19 protein-coding genes are annotated in these 21,919 nt (G+C 66.1%); 4 read left to right on the forward strand and 15 right to left on the reverse strand.

The window, feature by feature from the left end; translation table 11 throughout:
• Window positions 1–20: 20 nt before the first annotated feature.
• Complete coding sequence (locus tag M8J71_RS20580) at window positions 21–770, reverse strand: MIP/aquaporin family protein (protein WP_256249686.1); 750 nt, start codon at window positions 768–770, stop codon at window positions 21–23.
• Window positions 771–861: 91 nt separating this feature from the next.
• A complete protein-coding gene (locus M8J71_RS20585; RefSeq protein ID WP_256249687.1) occupies window positions 862–2,676 on the reverse strand; it encodes a glycerol-3-phosphate dehydrogenase/oxidase in 1,815 nt (604 codons plus the stop codon).
• Window positions 2,677–2,842: 166 nt separating this feature from the next.
• Here M8J71_RS20585 and M8J71_RS20590 point away from each other — a divergent pair, with 166 nt between their 5' ends.
• From M8J71_RS20590 to M8J71_RS20605, 4 genes are read left to right on the forward strand one after another with little or no spacing between them, the layout of a single operon-like run.
• Entirely contained in the window at window positions 2,843–3,775 is a 933-nt protein-coding gene (locus M8J71_RS20590) for a sugar-binding transcriptional regulator (protein WP_374114880.1), read from the forward strand.
• 10 nt (window positions 3,776–3,785) lie between these two features.
• Complete coding sequence (locus tag M8J71_RS20595; protein WP_256249689.1) at window positions 3,786–4,655, forward strand: aldo/keto reductase; 870 nt, start codon at window positions 3,786–3,788, stop codon at window positions 4,653–4,655.
• A gap of 7 nt (window positions 4,656–4,662) precedes the next feature.
• Window positions 4,663–5,592, forward strand: coding sequence for an alpha/beta fold hydrolase (locus M8J71_RS20600; protein ID WP_256249690.1), 930 nt, complete (start codon window positions 4,663–4,665; stop codon window positions 5,590–5,592).
• Window positions 5,589–6,692: a glycosyltransferase family 4 protein gene (locus tag M8J71_RS20605; RefSeq protein WP_256249691.1), complete on the forward strand. Its 1,104-nt coding sequence runs from the start codon at window positions 5,589–5,591 to the stop codon at window positions 6,690–6,692. The genes M8J71_RS20600 and M8J71_RS20605 overlap by 4 nt, the downstream gene beginning before the upstream one ends.
• Window positions 6,693–6,717: 25 nt before the next feature.
• Here M8J71_RS20605 and M8J71_RS20610 read toward each other — a convergent pair whose 3' ends face one another.
• The 13 genes from M8J71_RS20610 to pyrR all read right to left on the reverse strand — a co-directional run bounded on the left by M8J71_RS20610 (window position 6,718) and on the right by pyrR (window position 21,857).
• Complete coding sequence (locus tag M8J71_RS20610; protein WP_256249692.1) at window positions 6,718–8,844, reverse strand: primosomal protein N'; 2,127 nt, start codon at window positions 8,842–8,844, stop codon at window positions 6,718–6,720.
• Window positions 8,845–8,954: 110 nt separating this feature from the next.
• Window positions 8,955–10,190, reverse strand: coding sequence for a methionine adenosyltransferase (gene metK / locus M8J71_RS20615; protein ID WP_256249693.1), 1,236 nt, complete (start codon window positions 10,188–10,190; stop codon window positions 8,955–8,957).
• Between the two features lie 87 nt (window positions 10,191–10,277).
• Entirely contained in the window at window positions 10,278–11,519 is a 1,242-nt protein-coding gene (gene coaBC / locus M8J71_RS20620; RefSeq protein ID WP_256249694.1) for a bifunctional phosphopantothenoylcysteine decarboxylase/phosphopantothenate--cysteine ligase CoaBC, read from the reverse strand.
• Between the two features lie 34 nt (window positions 11,520–11,553).
• A complete protein-coding gene (rpoZ, locus tag M8J71_RS20625; protein ID WP_003800778.1) occupies window positions 11,554–11,814 on the reverse strand; it encodes a DNA-directed RNA polymerase subunit omega in 261 nt (86 codons plus the stop codon).
• 15 nt (window positions 11,815–11,829) lie between these two features.
• Window positions 11,830–12,426 carry a guanylate kinase gene (gene gmk, locus M8J71_RS20630; protein ID WP_256249696.1) on the reverse strand — a complete coding sequence of 199 codons (597 nt, stop codon included), beginning with the start codon at window positions 12,424–12,426 and terminating at the stop codon, window positions 11,830–11,832.
• 45 nt (window positions 12,427–12,471) lie between these two features.
• Entirely contained in the window at window positions 12,472–12,789 is a 318-nt protein-coding gene (gene mihF, locus M8J71_RS20635) for an integration host factor, actinobacterial type (RefSeq protein ID WP_256249697.1), read from the reverse strand.
• Window positions 12,790–12,901: 112 nt separating this feature from the next.
• On the reverse strand, window positions 12,902–13,774 hold the full coding sequence (pyrF, locus tag M8J71_RS20640) for an orotidine-5'-phosphate decarboxylase (RefSeq protein ID WP_256249698.1): 873 nt from the start codon (window positions 13,772–13,774) through the stop codon (window positions 12,902–12,904).
• Window positions 13,767–17,081 (reverse strand): carbamoyl-phosphate synthase large subunit, encoded by a 3,315-nt coding sequence (gene carB / locus M8J71_RS20645; protein ID WP_256249699.1) that lies wholly within the window; start codon window positions 17,079–17,081, stop codon window positions 13,767–13,769. Before carB ends, pyrF begins: the two co-directional genes overlap by 8 nt.
• Window positions 17,081–18,400: a glutamine-hydrolyzing carbamoyl-phosphate synthase small subunit gene (gene carA, locus M8J71_RS20650; protein ID WP_256249700.1), complete on the reverse strand. Its 1,320-nt coding sequence runs from the start codon at window positions 18,398–18,400 to the stop codon at window positions 17,081–17,083. Before carA ends, carB begins: the two co-directional genes overlap by 1 nt.
• A complete protein-coding gene (locus tag M8J71_RS20655; RefSeq protein WP_256249701.1) occupies window positions 18,381–18,902 on the reverse strand; it encodes a PH-like domain-containing protein in 522 nt (173 codons plus the stop codon). The genes carA and M8J71_RS20655 overlap by 20 nt, the downstream gene beginning before the upstream one ends.
• A complete protein-coding gene (locus tag M8J71_RS20660) occupies window positions 18,902–20,248 on the reverse strand; it encodes a dihydroorotase (RefSeq protein WP_256249702.1) in 1,347 nt (448 codons plus the stop codon). Before M8J71_RS20660 ends, M8J71_RS20655 begins: the two co-directional genes overlap by 1 nt.
• Window positions 20,248–21,273 carry an aspartate carbamoyltransferase catalytic subunit gene (locus M8J71_RS20665; protein ID WP_256249703.1) on the reverse strand — a complete coding sequence of 342 codons (1,026 nt, stop codon included), beginning with the start codon at window positions 21,271–21,273 and terminating at the stop codon, window positions 20,248–20,250. Before M8J71_RS20665 ends, M8J71_RS20660 begins: the two co-directional genes overlap by 1 nt.
• On the reverse strand, window positions 21,270–21,857 hold the full coding sequence (gene pyrR / locus M8J71_RS20670) for a bifunctional pyr operon transcriptional regulator/uracil phosphoribosyltransferase PyrR (protein WP_104044538.1): 588 nt from the start codon (window positions 21,855–21,857) through the stop codon (window positions 21,270–21,272). The genes M8J71_RS20665 and pyrR overlap by 4 nt, the downstream gene beginning before the upstream one ends.
• Window positions 21,858–21,919 lie beyond the last annotated feature (62 nt).

Genomic DNA, 21,919 nt, shown 5'->3' on the forward strand with positions numbered 1-21,919 from the left:
AGCGGTGGTTAGGTGCGGGGTCAGGCTGCTGCTGTGGCGATGATTGGGACAATCCGGGCGACGAGGCCGCCCAGGGCACCGCCGACCAGCGGGCCGACTACGGGGATCCAGGAATAGCCCCAGTCGCTGGCGCCCTTGCCCTTGATGGGCAGCAGGGCGTGGGCGATGCGCGGGCCCAGGTCACGGGCGGGGTTGATGGCGTAGCCGGTGGGTCCGCCGAGTGATACGCCGATGCCGACAACGAGCAGTGCGACAGCCAGCGGCCCAAGGCCGGACGGGGTGCCGCCGAAGGTGAGGATGACGAAGACCAGCACGAAGGTGCCGATGATCTCGGTCACCAGGTTCCAGGAGCTGGAACGGATGGCCGGGCCGGTGGAGAAGACGCCCAACTTGCTGGCGGCTTCCTCTTCAACGTCAAAATGCTGCTTGTAGGCGAGCCAGCAAACCACTGCGCCGAGGAAGGCACCGAGCAGTTCTGCGCCGAAGTAGGTCAGCGTAGAGACGAAATCCACGGCAACACCGGGGGCGTATTCGCCGGCTCCGTTGGCGAGCAGTCCGAGCGTCACGGCCGGGTTCAGGTGCGCCCCGGACTGCGCGGCCACATAGACACCCGCGAAAACTGCGACACCCCACCCCCAGGTGACCATCAGGAACCCGCCGCTGTTGCCTTTCGTCCCCCGCAGGGCGACGTTGGCGACGACGCCACAACCCAGCAGGGTCAGCATCGCCGTTCCGAAGACTTCGGATAGAAAAACAATTCCAAGAGACATCTTTGACTCCTCTATTTTCTGTTGTCAGTCCTTCGCGGGTTGAAGGACCGTTGGGCCGGGACGGGTTGAGCGCCCCGGCCGACAGCCTGTCCTATGCGACCAGGCTGTGCGTTTCTACGCGGTGGAACCGCTGCAGCACGTCCTGCGCGTGCCGGATTTCCGCTGCACGTGCTGCGGCGTCCCATCCCAGCGGACCGGAGAGCACCTCCGTCACCTCGTTGAGTAGCTCGCCAGTGACGAGGCCCCGGAAGGCCAGGGAAGTGCGGCGGATAAGGACATCCACGAGGTGTCCAACCTGCTCATGGGCCGCCATGAACTCCAGTTCACGGGCACTCAGTTCCCGGGTGGAGCGCAGCAAGTGGTCCGTCCCGCCGTCGAGGTAGGCCATCACCGCCTCCGCCCTGGTTCCGTAGCGGGTGAGCAGGCCGGCGGTCCGGTCCGCGTCGCGGCCGGCAGTCATGTGGTCCTTGATCCACTTCTGCACACCCGCCTCGTCCGCGGGGAAACCGGCGCCGCCGCCGATGGCGAGCTGCGCCGTCGATACTTTGCGCTGCGCGCCCAGTTCGGCGAGGACGTCATTGGCCAGGTGTTCGGCCAGGGCCCGAAAGGTGGTCCATTTGCCACCCACCAGGCTGAGGACGACGGCGCCGGCACCGGAAGTGCTGCTCCCGGGGCCCCGGCGCTCGACCCGGTAATCCCGGGAAACGAAGCCGGGCTGGGTCGCATCGTGTCGAGGCAGCGGCCGCACGCCGGAGAAGGTGTAGACGATATGTTCGCGCTTGACGGGAACGTTCGGGAAGACGTGACCGATGAGTTCGAAGAAGTACTCGATTTCCGCGTCGGTGCAGACGGCATCCTGGGCCATGTCGGCATCAATGTCCGTGGTCCCAACAAGGACGCGGTCCCCCATTGGATAGATGAGCACGATGCGGCCGTCGGTGTGTTCAAAGAAGATTTCGCGTCCCCGGCAGGCGGCGAGGAGCTCCGGGTGGTCGAGCACGATGTGGGAACCCTTGGTGCCGCCCATAAAACTGGAAGCCGCTCCCATGGCTTCGTTGGTGAGATCCACCCAGGCGCCCGTGGTGTTAACGATGACGTCGGCAGTGAAATCGAATTCCTCACCGGTCAGCTCGTCCCGCAACCGGACGGTGCTTCCTTTGCCGGTGCCGCGGTTGGGCTCGCCGGTCATGGATTTCAGTGACAGGTAGTTACTGGCACGGGCCGTACTGCCCTGGGGGTTGGCGCCGGACGCGTGGCCTGCCTTTTCGCCGTCCTGCAGGACATCAAGGGTGAGCCGCTCGGGGTTGTGGACGGAAGCATCGAAGTAGGTGGCCGCGTACTTGACGTCGGGACGGAGGTCCGGCAGTTCAGCAAGGGCGCGTTTGTGTCCCCTGAACTGGTGGCGCGGCACCGTGCCGCCGTCGCGGGAAAACGCGTCGTACAGGCTGAGGCCGATCTTGATAAGGAAGGCGCCGCGTTCCTTGGGCTTGCCCTGCTGCTTGTGGGTGAGGAAGCGCAGGGGGGCCGCGAGCACTCCGGAAAAGGTGCTGAAGATGGGGATGGTGGTCTGCAGCGGTTTGACGTAGTGCGGTGCGATCCGGAGCAGTCTGTTGCGCTCCACCACCGACTCCCGGACCAGCCGGAACTCGCCGTTCTCCAGGTAGCGGATGCCGCCGTGGATCATGTGCGAGGAGGCGCCGCTGGCTCCCTGGCAGTAGTCACCGCGTTCCACAAGCGCCACGTCCACTCCCTGCAGGGCGAGGTCCCGGAAAGTCGCGACGCCGTTGATCCCGCCACCCACCACCAGCACTTTGGCGTGCGGCCGCAGCCGCAAATTGTGTACTGATGAGCGTTCGGCTCCCGCCTTTGGTGCGGCGGGGCGGGCGGGTGAATCCTTGGGTCCCAAAACAACTCCCTTGGGGCTTTGTGTGGCGCGGACACAGAAAAGTGATCCGCCGTTCTCAACTATTGTTTGGAGTAATGGAAAATGGAGTCAAGCACTATGCACAAACGTGCAGAATGGAGTCCAGGTGGACGCTTCCCGGCACGCTGATGCCCTTCGAGCTGCACAAATGTATTACCTGCAGGACCTCACGATGGACGCCATCGCCCGCGAACTCGGGACATCCCGCTCGACTGTTTCCCGGCTGTTGTCCTCGGCCCGGGATTCGGGGCTGGTCCAGGTCCAGATCCGCAATCCCCTGGACACTGGACCGGAGTTGGAGGGCCTGATTCGCCGCCGGTACGGAGTAGACGCACACGTTGTACCGGTGGTGGAAACACTCAACGAGGCCGAGACCCTGGACCGGGTGGCGATGCAGGCCGCCCGCACCATCGGGCCCCTGGTGGATTCCAACGCGATCATCGGGGTCGCCTGGGGTTCCACCCTCAGCGCCGTCAGCCGCCACCTGACGAGGAAAATTACCCACGACAGCGTCGTGGTGCAGCTGAACGGCGCAGGCAACATGCACACGACGGGCATTACCTACGCCAGTGACATCATGCGCCGCTTCGGCAGTGCCTACGGCGCGCGGGTGGAACAATTCCCCGTTCCGGCATTTTTCGACCACGCCGCCACCAAGACAGCCATGTGGAATGAACGCAGCGTGCAGCGGATCCTCGAACTTCAGGCAAAGATGAGCATCGCGATCTTTGGGGTCGGATCCGTCGATGCCGATTTCCCCAGCCACGTCTATGCCGGCGGTTACCTGGACGAGGGCGACCTCAACATCCTGGCAACGTCCGACGTCGTGGGTGACGTTGCGACGGTGTTCTTCCGCGCTGACGGTTCCTCCGACGGGATCGTCCTGAACGAACGGTCCACGGGCCCGGCCCTCGCCGAACTTCGGCGGGTAAGACGCAGGATCTGCGTGGTTTCCGGCGTATCCAAGATCAACGGGCTCAAGGGCGCCCTAGCGGCGCGGCTGGCTACGGACCTGATCCTCGACGAGGCCACAGCGCGCCGCCTGGTGGGTATGGAGGGCCTTGCCGTGGCGAGTAGGTAGAGTCATGGCTATGAGGACCTCCCCGCGGCTGAGCCTGAACAACGGCGTGCTGATCGACCAGCTGGGCTACGGCCTGTACAAGGTGCCGCCATCAGAGGCGGCGGGCCTTGTGGCCATGGCCCTCGGTTCCGGATACCGCCACTTCGACACTGCCGCCATGTACGGCAACGAGTCGGGGGTTGCCCGCGGCATCAGTTCCCAGCTCGGAACGCAGGCAGGCAGCGGTGGCTCCGGTGAACTTTTCCCGGCACCGGCCAGGGAGGACATCTTTGTTACCACCAAAGTATGGAACGACCACCACGGCTACGACGCCACCCTGCGTGCATTCGACAACTCCATGGTCAACCTGGGCCTCGACTATGTGGACATGTACCTCATCCACTGGCCCTGCCCCCGGCGCGGGCTGTACCCCGAAACCTACCGGGCCATGGAGACCCTCTACCGCGAGGGAAAAGTGCGGGCCATCGGCGTCAGCAACTTCCAGCCCGCCCATCTGGACCGGCTGATGCAGACCGCAGAGGTAACCCCTGCAGTCAACCAGATCGAGCTGCACCCCTGGCTCCAGCAGCTGGAGCTGCGGAAAATCCACGATGATCTCGGAATCAGGACCGAGGCGTGGAGTCCCCTGGGGCGCGGACATGTGCTTTCGGATCCTATAGTCCAGGCGTGTGCCGCCGAACACGGCAGGACGCCGGCTCAGATCATCCTCCGCTGGCACATACAACTGGGGAACATCGCCATCCCCAAGGCAAGCACCGAGGCGCGCATCCGCGAGAACCTTAACGTCTTCGGCTTTGAACTCTCGGCCAGGGACATGGATGCGCTCGCCGGCCTGGACCGGGGACAGCGGACCGGTTCCCACCCGGACAACGTCAATTAGGACTCCTATGGAAACAGCACACACCGGGCGATCCTCCACGCCCGCCTTCATCGGCCCGGACCTGGCCGGCCGCACCCATGCCTCCTCCGTGCAGCTGGCCGGCGGCAGTGTGGCTTTTTGGACCTATGAGCCAGTCCTGCAAACGGCTGAGACCCGGACCATCCTGGTGATCCACGGATTCCGCGGCGACCACCACGGACTCCTTCGGGTGGCTGACCAGCTTCCGGAGATGCGCATCATCATGCCGGACCTGCCCGGCTTCGGCAGTTCGGAAGCCTTCGCGCCAGCTGGACACACAGTTCCGGGCTACGGCGCATTCATCACGGAATTCATGGCGTCCCTCGGCCTGGGGCCGGATACGGTTCTGCTGGGGCACTCGTTCGGGTCCATCGTCGCCGCCCATTTCGTGGCCGCCCACCCCGGCGCCGTGAATCCGCTGATCCTCATCAACCCCATCGCAGCGCCTGCCCTCGAGGGCCCCAAAGGCGTGATGACCAGGCTGGCAGTGCTGTACTACCGCCTTGCCGCCCGCCTTCCCCGTCCGCTGGGGTTGGCCCTGCTGCGCAGCCCGCTGATTGTCCGGGTGATGAGCGAGGCCATGGCAAAGACACGCGACCGCGACCTTCGGCGCTTTATCCACGGCCAGCACCATGCGTACTTCAGTGCTTTTGCCAGCCGTGACAGCCTCCTCGAATCGTTTACTGCCTCAGTCAGCAGCCATGTGGCCGAGGTAGCCGGCAGCCTGGCCCTTCCGGTGCTCCTGATCGCGGGTGAGAAGGATGAAATCGCCACGCTTCCCGACCAGCACCGGCTCGTCGAACTGCTGCCGAACGGCAAACTCGAGGTCATTGCTGATGTTGGCCACTTGATCCACTACGAAACGCCGGAGCCGGCCGCCCGCTACATCCGCAGCTTCCTTAAGGACCACCCCGCGTGAAGATTGTCATCGACGCCCGGTTCACCCGGACTGACCACCACGACGGCATCAGCCGCTATGGCGCGAGCCTGATCGCGGCTGCCTCCAAGATCGCCGACGTTTCGATGCTGATCTCTGACATCCGCCAGCTGGCCCTGCTGCCGGATGTGCCGTACACATTGATCAACAGCCCCCTGTCCCCCGCGGAACTGTTCGTTGCCCGCAAGATCAACCCGCTCGGCGCGGACGTGGTGGTCTGCCCCATGCAGACGATGGGCACCTTGGGCCGCAAGTACGGCCTGGTCCTGACCCTGCACGACCTCATCTACTACGAGCACCCCGCACCTCCGGGATTCCTGCCGGCCCCGGTGCGGCTGCTCTGGCGCCTCTATCACAAGGCGTACTGGCCGCAGCGCCTCCTCCTAAACCGGGCCGACGTCGTAGCCACCATCAGCCGGACCACCGAGGCTCTGATGGCCAAGTACCGGCTGACGCGCCGTCCTGTCCGGATTATCAGCAATGCACCGCAGCCCGCCCAGGAGCCCCGCTCCCCGGAGGCCGGCGCCAAACCCTGCCTCGTGTATATGGGCTCATTCATGCCCTACAAGAATGTGGAAACCATGGTGGCGGGAATGGCTGGACTGCCCGGCTTCACGCTTCACCTGCTCAGCCGGATCACTCCTCAACGGCGTGCCGAGCTGGAGAAGCTCGTCCCGCCTGGAGCGAATGTGGAGTTCCACAACGGCGTCACTGACGAGGAATATGCCACGTTCCTGGAAACCGCAACCGCGCTGGTGAGTCTTTCCAGAGCGGAAGGGTACGGCCTGCCGCTGGTCGAGGCCATGGCGCTGGGCACGCCGGTCATCGCCAGCGACATCCCCATATTCCGGGAAGTAGGCGGCGATGCAGCCAGCTATGTTGACCCGGCATCGCCCCAGCAGTTTGCCCACGCTGTGAAGGAACTGGACGACCGTGAACGGTGGGAGGACATCTCGCGGCGCTCTGTTGCCCGTGCCCGCGAGTTCAGCTGGGAGGAATCCGCCCGCCAACTGGTGGACGTGGCACACGACATCGTCGCCCAGCGCCGGGGCAAAGTGACACAGCGCCGCGGCAGGCTTTAACAGCGGCCCCGGCAAGGAGGCTCCGCTACAGTACGTCCACTCCGTCCAGTCGCAGCTGGACGGGTTCCGCGCTTCGCTTTGCGGCCGTTGCCGCCCGGGTTGCGCGCAGGACGCGGGTCACCGCCGCTGCCTGTGCGTAGGGGAAGAAGATGAGTGTCCGGACGTCCTCCGCCGAGCGGCGGGTGGAGGGCGGACCGCTGAGAATGAGCGGCGCGGGGCCCGCGGTACGGAGGCGGACGCCTGTTTGTTCCAGTTGTGCCGCCACTGCACCTGAGAAATGCCCGACGGCGGCCCGGGGGCCGGTGATGGAGGCAATGCGCACCGCCGGTGGAAGCTGCAGTTCGGCCCGGAGGGAGAGCTCACGCTGGGCGTAACCTGCAGGATCCCATCTCAGCAGCGCGCCCACAGCTGCGGTGTCCGCTGCCGTAACCACCACGAGGCCGCCTTCGATGGCAGGCCTGACCAAGGCCCCGGCATTGAACCAGCGCCGCACTGTGTCCTCGCTGGCGCGCAGCGACTCGCGGCGCAGCAGGGAGTCACCGTCCAGCAGCAGGGCGGCGGCATATCCCCCTTCCGCTACAGGTTCGGCTCCCACTGTGGCCACCACCAGGGCCTTGCTGTTGGTTACGCGTGCCTTGACCTGGTCCCCGGAGGACGTGATGACGGTTTTGCCGGGGAAGGCCCTGCCCAGCTCCTCGGCTGTCCGGATTACGCCCGTTGCGCCCCTGCGGAGCTTCCGGCCGTTGCAGTGCGTGCAGTGCCAGTCGGGCGCCGGGGTGGAGCACCAGCGGCATTGCGGCAGGGCTGAGGTTCCGCTGGCCCCGGCCACGGCCAAAGGACCCTGGCAGGCAGCACAGCGTGCGGGCTCCCGGCAGTGGTCGCACACCAGCGACGGTGCGTAGCCGGCGCGGGCCACCTGGACCAGGACCGGTCCCCGTTCGAGTCCTTCCTTGGCGGCCCGCCAGGCAGTGCCGGGAAGGCGGGCGATCCTGGCGAGCGGGTCCCGCTCCTGTTCGAAGCTGTCGGCCGTGTTCACCACCCGGGGGACGGTGCGGCGGACCAGCGTGCGGTCCGCTTCCACGGGCAGGGCCCAGCCTGTCTCGGTGAGCCGCTGGACCTCCGTGCTGCGGGAATGGGCTGCCAAAAGGCAGGCAGCCCCGGACTGTTCGGCGCGCAGGAGCAGGACTTCGCGGGCGTGGGCGTAGGGCGCGCGCTGCTCAATGTGGAGGTCGTCGCCGTCGTCCCAGCACACCACGAGCCCCAGGTCCTTGACCGGAGCATAGGCAGCTGACCGGGTCCCGATGGCAACGCGCGCGGTTCCGGCGAGGATCCGCAGGAAGTTCTGGTAGCGGGGCGTGGGGCCGTCTTCCGCGGTGAGGCGGGCTACGGCTCGCTCCGGCAGCAGGGCTCCCACGGCCTCTTCGAGCCGGTCAAGGTCCCGGTTGTCCGGGACCACCACCACGGTTCCCCGCCCGGAAGCATGGGCTGCGGCAATGGCTTGGGCCAGCAACTGCGGCCAACCGGCGGGTCCGTAGCCTTGGAGGGGATTGAGGACCGCCCGTGGGGAACCACCGTCTTTTAGGTGGCGCAGGAAGGCCGGGCCGTTCCGGAAACTTACCCAGGCATCGTCTGCGCCGCGGTCCTTGGCTGCCGCGCTCTCAGCTGTCTCCGCCGGAGTTTCCGCGGAAGGGGGGTACGTTTTCTCCAGCCGGGCTACCCGCGGCGGGACGGCAACCCGGAGGACATCGCTGACGGTTCCCGCGTACCGGGAGGCTACGGCGGTGACCAGGGCGCGGACCTCGGGCGTCAGGACGGGAACCGGGGAAACGACTTTCGCCAGCGGCAACAGGGTGTGGCCGGCGTCGGACTCCCCCGCCCGTTCCATGATGAACCCGCTGAGGTCCTGGCCGTTGAACTTAACCTTGACCCTGACGCCGGGCTGGGCATCCTCATCCAGCCCGGCAGGAACACCGTAGTCAAAAGGCCGGTCCAAGTGGGGCAGCGAGGATTCCACCAACACCCTGGCTACCGGAAGGTGGTCCGCTAGCTGGGGGCCCGCCTGCTGTTTGCGGGAAGGGAAACCCTGCAGCAGGGACGGTTGTACCGCGGCCGGCAGATCCAGCAACGGTTGCGTGGAATCGTCAGCAACCACGTCGGCTACCTCCGTTCAGCATCACCGGGTGGACCTGGTCAGTAAACCAGCAGGCACAGACATTCCACCCGGCAACGGCATCCGCGCCCGGGTTCGGCCACGGCCACCGGCTAGGCGTTGAAGAAAGCCTTCAGGTCGTCCACACGGTCCAGGCGCTCCCAGGTGAAGTCCGGATCGTCCCGGCCGAAGTGCCCGTGGGCTGCAGTCTTGGCGTAGATGGGCCGCTTCAGGTCCAGGGCGTCGATGATGGCGCGGGGACGAAGGTCGAAGATTTCGGCGATGGCAGCGCTGATGCGGGCGGGGTCCACCGTTTCGGTGCCGAACGTCTCAACGTACGTGCCCACGGGACGCGCCTGGCCGATGGCGTAGGCAATCTGGATTTCGGCGCGTTTGGCCAAACCTGCTGCGACAACGTTTTTGGCAACCCACCGCATGGCGTATGCGGCGGAGCGGTCCACCTTGGACGGGTCCTTGCCGGAGAATGCGCCGCCGCCGTGGCGTGCCATGCCGCCATAGGTATCAACGATGATCTTCCGCCCGGTCAGGCCGGCGTCACCGACGGGGCCGCCGATAACAAATTCGCCGGCCGGGTTCAGGATGTTTGCGGCCCGGGAGATGTCCAGGTTGGCACCGGCCAGCACGGGCGCGATGACGATGGAGGCAAGGTCGGCGCGGAGCTGTTCGAGGCTTGCGCCTTCGGCGTGCTGGCTGGAGATGACCACGGTTTCGACGGAGACCGGCAGGTCCTTGTCGTAGCCTACGGTCACCTGGGTCTTGCCGTCCGGGCGGAGGTATGGCAGCTCCCCTGACTTGCGGACTTCGGTGAGCCGCTCCGAAAGGCGGTGTGCCAGCCAGATGGGCGTGGGCATGTAGGAGGGAGTTTCGTCACTCGCGTAGCCGAACATCAGGCCCTGGTCGCCTGCGCCCTGGAGGTCGTAGTCATCCTCCTGGCGGCCCTCACGGGCTTCAAGGGAGTTGAAGACGCCACCGGCGATGTCGTTGGACTGCTGGCCGATGGACACGGAAACGCCGCACCGGGCGCCGTCGAACCCGTTGGCCGAGGAGTCATAGCCGATGCCCAGGATGGTCTCGCGGACGATCTGCGGAATTTCCACGTAGGCGTCGGTGGTGACCTCACCGGCCACGTGGACCAGGCCGGTGGTGGCCATGGTCTCCACGGCGACGCGGGATTCCGGGTCCTTGTCCAGCAGGGCGTCGAGGATGGCGTCGCTGATCTGGTCGCAGATCTTGTCCGGGTGGCCTTCGGTGACCGACTCGGAGGTGAAGAGCCGGAGCGCGGAGGGCGTGGCCGCGTGGGACGGGGGAAGGTGCAGCGGTAAAGTCACTCAACTACCTTACTGGTTGGGATTCGTCCTCCCCGCAGGAGACCTCGGGAGATGTCCTCGTGCTAAGGAACGAAAGCCTGAAACACCTCAGGCGCGGGGGGAAACGTGATTCAGTTCAAAGCCGATGCGGCTGATGATGGCCGCCGAAACCTCAGTCTTGGTGCCGGCCGCCTCCTGTGGTTCGGAGCCGGACCGGGCCAGGATGACAACGGAATTCGTATCCTGGCCGAAGACCTTATCCGCGCCCACATGGTTCACCACCAGCAGGTCGCAGCCTTTACGCTCCAGCTTTGCTTTCGCGTAGGCCAGCACGTCACCGTGGCTGTCGCCGGTTTCGGCAGCGAAACCTACGATCAGCTGCTGCCTCTCCGCGTGGCCGCCGCTGTTCCGGAGTTCCACCAGTTCGTGCAGGATGTCCGGGTTGCGGACCAGCGTGATCACGGGGTCGGCGCTGTCATCGCGTTTCTTGATTTTGGTATCGGAGACTTCCGACGGGCGGAAGTCGGCCACCGCCGCGGACATAATCACGACGTCGGAATCCGCCGCTGCTGCCAGCGCGGCCTTCCGCAGCTGCAGGGCAGTCTCCACGGGCACCACTTCCACGCCTGCCGGCGGTGGAACTTCCATATGGGCTGCGAGCAGGCGGACCGTAGCGCCGGCATTGCGGGCGGCGACGGCCAGCGCCACTCCCTGCTTACCGGAGGACCTGTTGCCCAGGAACCGTACCGGGTCCAGGGGTTCGCGGGTTCCGCCGGCGCTGATGGTGACGGTGCGTCCCGCGAGCGGCAGCTGGTAGTCCGACTCGCCCTGGACCAGGGCCAGGGCGGCGTCGAAAATCACCTCGGGTTCGGGGAGCCTCCCGGGACCTGAATCAGAGCCGGTCAGCCTGCCGGTTGCCGGTTCCAGGACGGCCGCTCCGCGGCTCCGCAGCGTTTCCACGTTCGCCCGGGTAGCCGCGTGCTGCCACATCTCGGTGTGCATGGCCGGGGCGAACAGTACCGGGCCGTGGGCCATCAGCAAGGTGTTGGTGAGGAGGTCCCCGGCCTGTCCGGTAGCCGCTTTGGCCAGGAGGTCGGCAGTGGCCGGGGCGATGACCACCAGGTCCGCTTCGTGGCCCAGGCGGACGTGGTTGACCTGGTGGACGTCGTCGAAAACGCTGTTGCTGACCGGATTTCCGGACAACGCCTCCCAGGTGGCGGTGCCAACGAAGCGGGTGGCCGCCTCCGTGGGGATCACGGTGACGTGATGGCCGGCTTCAGTAAAAAGCCGGAGGAGCGATGCCACCTTGTAGGCGGCTATCCCTCCCCCGACTCCGAGGACTATGCGCACGTGACCTCCGTCAACAGCACGTCAGGCGGCAGTATTACTCTGCGGCTTCGATCGGCGTGGAGACCAGCTTGCCTTCGTTGATCTCGCGCAGGGCGATGGAAAGCGACTTTTCGTTCAGCTTGGTGTCTACCAGCGGGCCAACGTATTCGAAGAGGCCCTCGTGCAGCTGGGCGTAGTAAGCGTTGATCTGACGAGCGCGCTTGGCACCGAAGATCACCAGGCCGTACTTTGAATCCGCTGCTTCAAGCAGCGAGTCGATCGGCGGGTTGATGATGCCTTCAAGGTTCGTGGACACGAATTCTCCAAATTTCTAGCGGGCTGACCGTTCCGGCGTTCCGTGCGGATGCGGGGTCAGCCCCATGAGTGAAACAAGCTCGTCCGCTGCCCGGCGAACGTCGTCGTTAATGACGGTGTAGTCGAACTCCGGTTCAGCAGCAAGCTCCAGTTTAGCGGTTTCCAGCCGGCGCTGCTGTTCCTCGGGCGTTTCCGTGCCGCGGCCCACCAGCCGGCGGACCATTTCGTCCCAGCTCGGCGGCGCGAGGAAGACGAACTGGGCGTCCGGGACGGCAGCCTTGACCTGGCGCGCGCCCTGCAGGTCGATCTCCAGCAGTACCGACCGGCCCTCGGCGATCGCTTGGTTGACGGTGCTCTTGAGAGTCCCGTAGGTGTTTTGGCCGTGCACTACCGCCCACTCGAGGAATTCTCCTTCGGCGACGAGCCGCTCGAATTCCTCCTTGGCCTTGAAGAAGTAATGGACTCCGTCAATTTCACCTGGCCGCGGGGCGCGGGTGGTGGCTGATACGGAGAGCCAGACCTCGGGGTAGTTGTCCCGGATGTAGGTGGACACGGTGCCTTTGCCAACAGCCGTCGGACCAGCGAGGACTGTCAGTCCAGGTTTTTTGCTCACGTATTCCTTTATGCCGGAGTTCGGGGAAAGCGGGAAGTACCCGCTCTAGTTCTCGTCTATAAAATCTACCAGCGCCCGGCGCTGGTGGACGCCCAGGCCGCGGAGCCGGCGGGAGGCCGCGATGCCCAGCTGCTTCATGATGGCGGCGGCCCGGACTTTTCCTACTCCAGGCAATGCCTCCAGCAGTTCCGAAACCTTCATCCGGGCCATCGCTTCGTCCTCCATCGCGGAATTGATGATGTCCGCTGCGGAGCTCGCACCGTTCTTGAGGCTTTCCTTGGCCGCGGCCCGGGTAGCCCTGGCTGCCGCCGCCTTGTTCAAGGCATCAGTTCGTTCGGATGCGGATAAGGGTCGCAGCACCATGGTGGACACCCCCGGATCTGGGTGGATACGGCCAAAGGGCGGCCGCCCTTGGACATGTCCTGAAACTACCCTTTGGTGCTGCCCGAATCAATGCATCCGGGGAAACGGGCAGCTATTCGCCCCGCAGCCCGTCAAGGGTCAGTTGGGCGGCCTCCCGCAATGCGCGCGGCTGCGGTCCGGCTGAAAGGATATCCCTGCTCGAAGTTCCCAGCACCTGCGGGTAGGCGCTGCCGAAGGTGGCACGGAGATCGGCCGGCGTGGCCCCCTGCGCTCCCAGTCCCGGCGCCAGGATGGGCCCGCGCATGCCGGCGAGGTCCACATCAAGGTCCGAAAGGGCAGAACCGACGGTTGCACCGACTACCAGGCCGACCGAACCAAGCTCCCCAGGGTAGCGGCGGTTTTCCCCGCCGGCCGCCAAAGCGATCCTTCGTGCCACGGAGTCCGCTCCCCCCACATGCTGGACCGAGGCTCCCTCCGGGTTGGAGGTCAGGGCGAGGACAAACACTCCACGCCCCGTGTCGGCCGCCAGATCGAGGGCCGGACGCAACGACTCAAAGCCAAGGTAGGGGCTAAGCGTCACCGAGTCTGCGGCCAGCGGTGAACCGTCGCGGAGCCACGCGTCGGCGTAGGCCGCCATGGTGGATCCGATGTCCCCGCGTTTTGCGTCGGCAATGGTGAGTACAGCCTCGTCCCGGGCAACGGCAAGGACTTCCTCCAGCACAGCCATCCCCGCGGAACCGTGGCGCTCGTAGAGCGCCACTTGCGGCTTGACGGCGGCAGCGAGGGAAGCGACCGCCTCCAGGACCGTCAGGGAAAACGAGCGGAGGCCGTCGACGTCGTCCTTCAGCCCCCAGCCGGCCAGCAGGGACGGGTGGGGGTCAATGCCAACACACAGCGGACCGCGGGCGGCCATGGCCGCACCGAGCCGGGAACCGAAGGGCTCCCGGCCCTGCACTTCAGCGGATGCTGCTGCCTGCTCAGGCATGCTGCAGGGCCGCTTTCTGGGACTCGACCAAGGCAGCGGCGTGCTCCTGCAGGCTGGTGACCGACCATTCGTAGGTGCGCATCGCCTCGATGGCCTGGACGGCAGCATTGAACTCGGCCACCGTGGTGATGCACGGGATGCCGATGGACGTGGCGGCTGCACGGAGCTCGTAGCCGTCGCTGCGGGCTTCTCCGCCGGAGGGGGTGTTGAAGACCATATCGATCTCGCCCGCGATGACGAGGTCGGCGATGGTGCCTTCGCCTTCGGCGCTGCTGCCTTCTGCCACCTTGCGGACCGGCGTGGCCTGGATGCCGTTGCGGCGCAGGACATCGGCGGTGCCGCCGGTGGAGACGATCTCGAAACCGAGGTCGGAGAGCCGCTTGACGCCCATGATCACCGAGCGCTTGTCACGGTTGGCCACCGAGACGAAGATCTTGCCTTCGGTGGGCAAGGCGTTGTTGGCCGCTGCCTGGCTCTTGGCGAAAGCGGTATCGAAGTGCTTGTCGATGCCCATCACCTCGCCGGTGGAGCGCATTTCGGGTCCGAGCAGGGAGTCAACCACCTTGCCCTCAAGGGTACGGAAGCGGCTGAACGGCAGGACTGCCTCCTTGACGGACACCGGGGCGTCCAAGGGCAGGGTGGAACCATCGCCGACCTCGGGCAGCATCTTGTAGGCGCTGCGGAGCTGGCCGATGGTGACGCCGGTTCCGATCAGGGCGGCGGCCTTCGCCATCTGCACGCCGGTGGCCTTGGACACAAACGGCACCGTCCGGGAGGCCCGCGGGTTGGCTTCGAGGACGTACAGGACGTCGGAGGCAAGCGCGAACTGGATGTTGATGAGGCCGCGCACGCCCACGCCTTCGGCGATGGCCCGGGTTGCAGTGCGGACGCGTTCCAGGACGTTGGTGCCCAGGGTGATGGGCGGCAGGACGCAGGCAGAGTCACCGGAGTGGATGCCGGCTTCCTCGATGTGCTCCATGATGCCGCCCAGGTACATGTCGGTACCGTCGAAGAGGGCGTCGACGTCGATTTCGACGGCGTCCTCCAGGAAGCGGTCGATCAGCACCGGGTGGTCCGGGGTAATTTCCGTGGCATTGGCGATGTAGCGGGACAGGTTGGGCTCGTCGTAGACGATCTCCATGCCGCGGCCGCCGAGGACGTAGGACGGGCGGACCAGCACGGGGTAGCCGATCTCGTCCGCGATCTTCTTGGCGTCCTCGAAGGAAACCGCGGTGCCGTTCTTCGGGGAGATCAGGCCGGCCTTGTCCAGGACCCGCGAGAACGCGCCGCGGTGCTCGGCGAGGTCGATGGCTTCCGGGGAGGTGCCGAGGATGGGCACGCCCGCGTCGGCCAGTTGCTGTGCAAGCTTGAGCGGGGTCTGGCCGCCGAGCTGGACGAAAACGCCCATCACGCCGCCGGTACGTTCCTCCGCGGCGATAACCTCCAGCACGTCCTCAAGCGTCAGGGGCTCGAAGTACAGGCGGGTGGAGATGTCGTAGTCCGTGGAGACGGTTTCCGGGTTGCAGTTGACCATTACAGTCTCGTAGCCGGCCTTGCGCAGTGCCATCGAGGCGTGGACGCAAGAGTAATCGAACTCGATGCCCTGGCCGATGCGGTTGGGGCCGGAACCGAGGATCAGGATGGACGGCTTGGAGTGCAGCGCAACCTCGTCCTCCTCGTCATAGGCCGAGTAGTGGTACGGCGTGTACGCGGCGAATTCCGCGGCGCAGGTGTCCACGGTCTTGTAGACGGGACGGATGCCCAGTGCTTGGCGGACGCCGCGGACCACGGCCTCGGAGTTGTGGGTGAGGGCGCCGATCTGCTCATCCGAGAAGCCGTGGCGCTTGGCGCGCTTCAGCATGTCAGCCGTGAGTGCGCCGGCCTGGCGGATCTCGAGGGAGATCTCGTTGAGCAGCTGGAGCTGGTCCAGGAACCAGGGGTCGATCTTGGTTGCCTCGAAGAGGTCCTCCACGCTGGCGCCGCCCAGGAGGGCGCGCTGGACCTGGTGGAGCCGCTCCGTCGTCGGGCGCTTTGCCTTTTCGATGAGCTCAGCCACTTCCCATTCGGGAACGGAGCTGAAGTCCAGCTGGGAGCCCTTCTGCTCCAGCGACCGCAACGCCTTCTGCAGGGCCTCGGTGAAGTTGCGGCCCATGGCCATGGCCTCGCCCACCGACTTCATGGTGGTGGTCAGGGTGTTGTCCGCGGCCGGGAACTTCTCGAACGCGAAGCGCGGTACCTTCACCACAACGTAGTCGAGGGTGGGTTCGAAGGACGCCGGGGTCTTCTGGGTGATGTCGTTCGGGATCTCGTCCAGCGTGTAGCCCAGGGAGAGCTTGGTGGCGATCTTGGCGATGGCAAAGCCGGTTGCCTTGGACGCCAGGGCCGAGGAACGGGACACGCGCGGGTTCATCTCGATGACCACCACGCGGCCGGTGGCGGGATCGATGGCGAACTGGATGTTGCAGCCGCCGGTGTCCACGCCCACTTCACGGATCACGGCGATGGAGATGTCACGCAGCCGCTGGTATTCCCGGTCCGTCAGGGTAAGGGCGGGAGCCACGGTGATGGAGTCGCCGGTGTGGACGCCTACGGGATCGAAGTTCTCGATGGAGCAGACCACCACGACGTTGTCGTTTTTGTCCCGCATCATTTCCAGCTCGTATTCCTTCCAGCCGAGGATGCTCTCTTCGAGCAGCACCTCGCTGGTGGGGCTGTACTGCAGGCCCTGGCCCACGATGCGGCGGAGGTCGTCCTCGTTGTAGGCGAGGCCCGAGCCGAGTCCGCCCATGGTGAAGGACGGGCGGACCACCATGGGGTAACCGAGGTCGTCGGCGGCCTTCAGGGCCTCGTCCATGCTGTGGATGATGTGGCTGCGGGCAGATTCAGCGCCGCAGCGCTCCACCACGCCCTTGAACTTTTCGCGGTCCTCGCCGAGCTCGATGGCGGCGATGTTGGCACCGATCAGCTCCACGTTGTACTTCTCGAGCACGCCGTTCTTGTCCAGGGCGATGGCCGTGTTCAGGGCTGTCTGGCCGCCCAGGGTAGGCAGCACGGCGTCCGGGCGTTCCTTGGCGATGATCTTCTCCACCACCTCGGGGGTGATGGGTTCGATGTAGGTGGCGTCGGCGAACTCCGGGTCGGTCATGATGGTGGCCGGGTTGGAGTTGACCAGGATGACCCGCAGGCCCTCCTCCTTGAGGACGCGCAGCGCCTGCGTGCCGGAGTAGTCGAATTCAGCGGCCTGGCCGATAACGATCGGGCCGGAACCAATGACGAGGACGCTTTTGAGATCTGTACGTTTCGGCATTACTTCTTGTCCTCAGTCTTGTTGTCGTTTTTGTGTTCGGCGCCTGTGTTGTCCGCCTCCGCGGGATGTGCGGAGTCAACCGGGTCCTTGGACAGGTTGGCAGTCCTGCCGTCCCGCGTTCCCTCCATGAGGTCGATGAAGCGGTCGAACAGGTAGGCGGCGTCGTGCGGTCCAGCCGCCGCCTCGGGGTGGTACTGCACGGAGAAGGCGGGGATGTCCAGGCAGGCGAGGCCTTCCACGACGTCGTCGTTCAGGCTGACGTGGCTGACCTCGACGCGCCCGTAGCGTGCCTCGGGGGCCTGCGTGGCGCCGTCGAGCGGAGCATCGACGGCAAAGCCGTGGTTCTGGGAGGTGATTTCCACCTTGCCGGTGCGGCGGTCCATCACGGGCTGGTTGATGCCGCGGTGGCCGTAGCGCAGCTTGTAGGTGCCGAAGCCCAGCGCACGGCCCAGGATCTGGTTGCCAAAGCAGATGCCGAAGTAGGGCAGTTTTTCGTCCAGGACGGAGCGGAGCAGCTTTACCTGTGCGTCGGCGGTGGCGGGGTCGCCGGGGCCGTTGGACATAAAGAAGCCGTCCGGGTTGACTGCCTTGACGTCTTCCAGGGTGGCGGTGGCGGGGAGCACGTGGACCCGGACGCCGCGCTCGGCGAACCGGACGGGGGTCATGGCCTTGATGCCGAGGTCGACGGCGGCGATGCTGAAGCGGGCGTCGCCGTCCCAGCCGTGGTCCTTGGGTTCCACCACGTACGCCTCGTCAACGCTGACTTCCTCGGCCAGCCGGGCGCCTTCCATCGGGGCGCTGGCGAGCACGGCGTCCACCAGTTCCTTGTCCGTGGCCTGCGCGGCTTCGCCGGAGAAGATGCCGGCGCGCATGGTTTTGTGCTCGCGCAGGTGGCGGGTGATGGCGCGCGTGTCCACACCCTGGATGCCCACGATCCCCTGGGCCACCAGCTCCTCGTCCAGCGAACGCTCCGAGCGCCAGTTGGAGGGGCGGCGGGCGGCGTCACGGACGATGTAACCGGCAACCCAGATGCGGCGGGATTCGGCGTCGTCGCGGTTCACACCGGTGTTCCCGATGTGGGGGGCGGTCTGGACCACGAGCTGGCGGGCGTAGGAGGGGTCTGTAATGGTCTCCTGGTAGCCGGTCATGCCGGTGGCGAAGACTGCCTCGCCCAAGGCGGTTCCGGTGGCGCCGTAGCTGCGTCCGCGGAAGATGCGGCCGTCCTCAAGCACCAGCGCAGCTGGAGCGGAAACGGGAGCGGAAACTGGGGCCGATACTGCTGTGTTTGTTGTCACTGTCTTACTTTCCACTATTGGCATCAGCCGCGGGGGCCGAAGAAATCAATTCCTGAAGTGCTGCGAACAGCACGTTCCTGTCCTCTGCGCGGCGGGTGCGGAAGCCGGTGTCCAGCTCGTGGCTGCCGTGCATCCACGCCAGGACCAGGAGGCCGTCCTTTTCCACGAATTTGCCCGCCATGCCGCTGTCCAGCCGTACCCCGGTGAGGGAAGCCGCGGGAATGTACAGCGCCGGCGCCCCTGCCCGGTCAAAAAAGACGCCGTGCGGGTAGACCTCCAGCGTGGCGTTCGTCCGGATGCCGAGCCCGTGCACTGCGATCCGGTCCAGCCAGTCGCCGCCGGTGGTGGACGCGACGTACTGCCCCTCGGCGCTGGTGAGCGGCTCCCCCGGCGCCTCGGGCACCGACGGCAGCTGTTCGACGTCGGCCTGGCGGCGCAGGCGGTTCCGCCAGCCCAGCCAGATAAGGCCGAAGGCGGCGGCGATAAGGGCCAGGGTGATGACCAGCGAGAGCAGCTGGGTGTCCATCAGGCGGCGCCTACGGAAGCGGCGTGCGGGTACGGGCTGTTGAGGGCGCCGCCCAGGACAGTGGGGTGTCCCTTGAAGAACGTGGCAACAACCTTGCCGGGCAGTTCCATGCCCTTGAACGGCGAGTTCCGGCCCATGGTGGCCATCAGGGAAGGCTCAACCGTCCAGCGCGCGGCGGGGTCCACCAGGATGACGTTGGCGGGTTCGCCTGCTTCCAGCGGGCGGCCCTGGTCCTCCAGGCGGCCGATCTTTGCGGCAGCGGCGGAGGTCACCCGGGCAAAGTCTGCCCAGGTCATCAGGCCGGTTTCGATCATGGTGTGCTGGACCACGGACAGGGCGGTCTCCAGCCCGGTCATGCCCATGGCAGCCTGCGCCCACTCGCACTCCTTGTGCTCGCTGGGGTGCGGGGCATGGTCGGTGCCGACGACGTCGATGGTCCCGTCCGCGAGGCCGGCGCGCAGGGCCTGGACGTCGGCGTCGGTACGAAGCGGCGGGTTGACCTTGTAGACGGGATCGTAGCTGCGGACCAGGTCATCGGTCAGCAGCAGGTGGTGCGGGGTGACCTCTGCCGTGACATTGATGCCGCGTTCCTTGGCCCAGCGGATGATTTCCACCGAACCGGCCGTGGAGACGTGGCACACGTGGAGCCGGGAGCCAACGTGCTGGGCCAGCAGGACGTCCCGGGCGATGATGCTTTCCTCCGCCACTGCGGGCCATCCGGCAAGTCCCAGCACCGCTGACACTTCGCCCTCGTTCATCTGGGCGCCGGCGGTAAGCCGCGGCTCCTGGGCGTGCTGGGCCACCACGCCGTCGAACGCCTTGACGTACTCCAGGGCCCTGCGCATGAGAACGGGATCGTGGACGCAGATGCCGTCGTCCGAGAACATGCGGACCCGGGCGCGGGAATCGGCCATGGCGCCGAGCTCGGCGAGCTGCTCACCGGCGAGCCCCACGGTCACGGCGCCGACGGGGCGCACGTCCACCCAGCCGGCCTTTTGGCCCAGGCTGTACACCTGCTCCACCACGCCGGCAGTGTCAGCGACGGGAGTGCTGTTGGCCATGGCGTGCACGGCGGTGTAGCCGCCCAGGGCAGCAGCGCGGGTTCCGGTCTCCACGGTCTCGGCGTCCTCGCGTCCGGGCTCGCGCAGGTGGGTGTGGACGTCCACCATGCCCGGCAGCGCCACCAAACCGGCGGCGTCGATGACAGTGGGGCCTTCGCTCCGGCCTTCGGCAGCAAGGCCGGTTCCGGTTTCGGCGATGAGCCCGTCACGGATCAGCAGGTCCCCCTGCGCTCCACCCAGGATTGAGGCCCCGCGGATCAGATAGGTTCCGGTGTTGCCTGCCATCAGTTGCTCTCCTTGGTGGAATGGGTGCCGGTATACGCCAGGGCGGGGGTGGCGGCTGGTTCACGGGTGTCCCCGGAGAGCAGCAGGTAAAGGGCGGCCATGCGCACGGACACGCCGTTGCGGACCTGGGCCAGCACGGTGGAGCGGGGGGAATCGGCGGCGGCTGCGGAGATTTCCAGGCCACGGTTCATGGGTCCGGGGTGCATGATGATGGTGTCTTTCATGCCCAGTGCGTCCAGCGCCCGCAGCCGGTTGTCGTCAAAGCCCCACCGGCGCGAGTATTCGCGGGTGGTGGGGAAGAAGGATGCGTTCATGCGTTCGCCCTGGACACGGAGCATCATCACGGCGTCAACGCCCTGCTCGATGGTTTCATCCATGTTGTAGCTGACCTTGCAGGGCCACTTTTCGACGCCGATGGGCAGCAACGTGGGCGGCGCCACCAGGGTGACCTCGGCGCCGAGGGTCCGCAGGAGCCAGACGTTGGAGCGGGCCACCCGGGAGTGCAGGACGTCGCCGGCGATTGCCACGCGCATACCCTTCAGGTCGGCACCTTCGGAGCCGGTCCCGGCCAGGCGGGCCCAGTGCCGGCGCATGGTGAATGCATCCAGCAGGGCCTGGGTGGGATGTTCGTGGGTGCCGTCGCCGGCATTGATGACGGCGGCGTCGATCCAGTCAGTGGCAGCCAGCCGGTGCGGCGCACCCGAAGCCCAGTGCCGGATGACGACGGCGTCGGCACCCATGGCGGAGAGCGTCTGGGCTGTGTCCTTGAGGGACTCCCCCTTGGATACCGAGGAGCCCTTGGCGGCAAAGTTAATGACGTCTGCTGAGAGGCGCTTGGCGGCGGCTTCGAAGGAGATGCGGGTGCGGGTGGAGTCCTCGAAAAAGAGGTTCACCACTGTGCGGCCGCGAAGGGCGGGCAGCTTCTTGACCTCGCGGTCACCGACGGCGGCCATTTCCTCGGCGGTATCGAGGATGCGGATGGCGTTGGCGAGGCTGAGGTTTTCAGTGGAGAGCAGGTGCTTCACGAGCGGCCCTCAATCACTACTTCGTTGACCGGTGTGCCGCCGGGGGCGGTGTCGGTTTCCTCGAGCCGGACCCGGACTTTCTCCGCGGATGACGTGGGCAGGTTCTTGCCAACATGGTCTGCGCGGATGGGCAGTTCCCGGTGGCCGCGGTCGATCAGGACGGCGAGCCGGACGATGCGGGGCCGGCCCAGGTCCACGAGGGCGTCAAGGGCGGCTCGAATGGTGCGGCCCGAGTACAGGACGTCGTCTATGAGGACAACCACCTTGTTGTCGATGCCTGTACGCGGCAGCTTGGTGGGGTACGGCGGGCGTGTGCCCTGGTGGGACAGGTCGTCGCGGAACATGGTGACGTCCAACTGGCCAACAATCGCGGCGGCGTCCACGCTGGGATCAGCGGCGGCGATTTTTTCCGCTAGCCTCGCAGCCAGCGGGTAACCGCGGCGGGGAATGCCGAGAAGGACGAGGTCCTGGGACCCCTTGTTGGCCTCGAGGATCTCATGGGCGATACGAGTGAGGGCCCGGTCGATGTCCGCCTGGCTAAGGACTACCCTGGCTGGAACCGGTGCGCTGGTGACAGAAGTCAACGCTCGTCTCCCCTTTCCCCGCCTCACAGGACGGAATTAAAAAAGGATCATGTGCGTTCCAA

This window comes from Pseudarthrobacter sp. R1 (genome assembly GCF_024494415.1).
Taxonomy (GTDB): Bacteria; Actinomycetota; Actinomycetes; order Actinomycetales; family Micrococcaceae; genus Arthrobacter.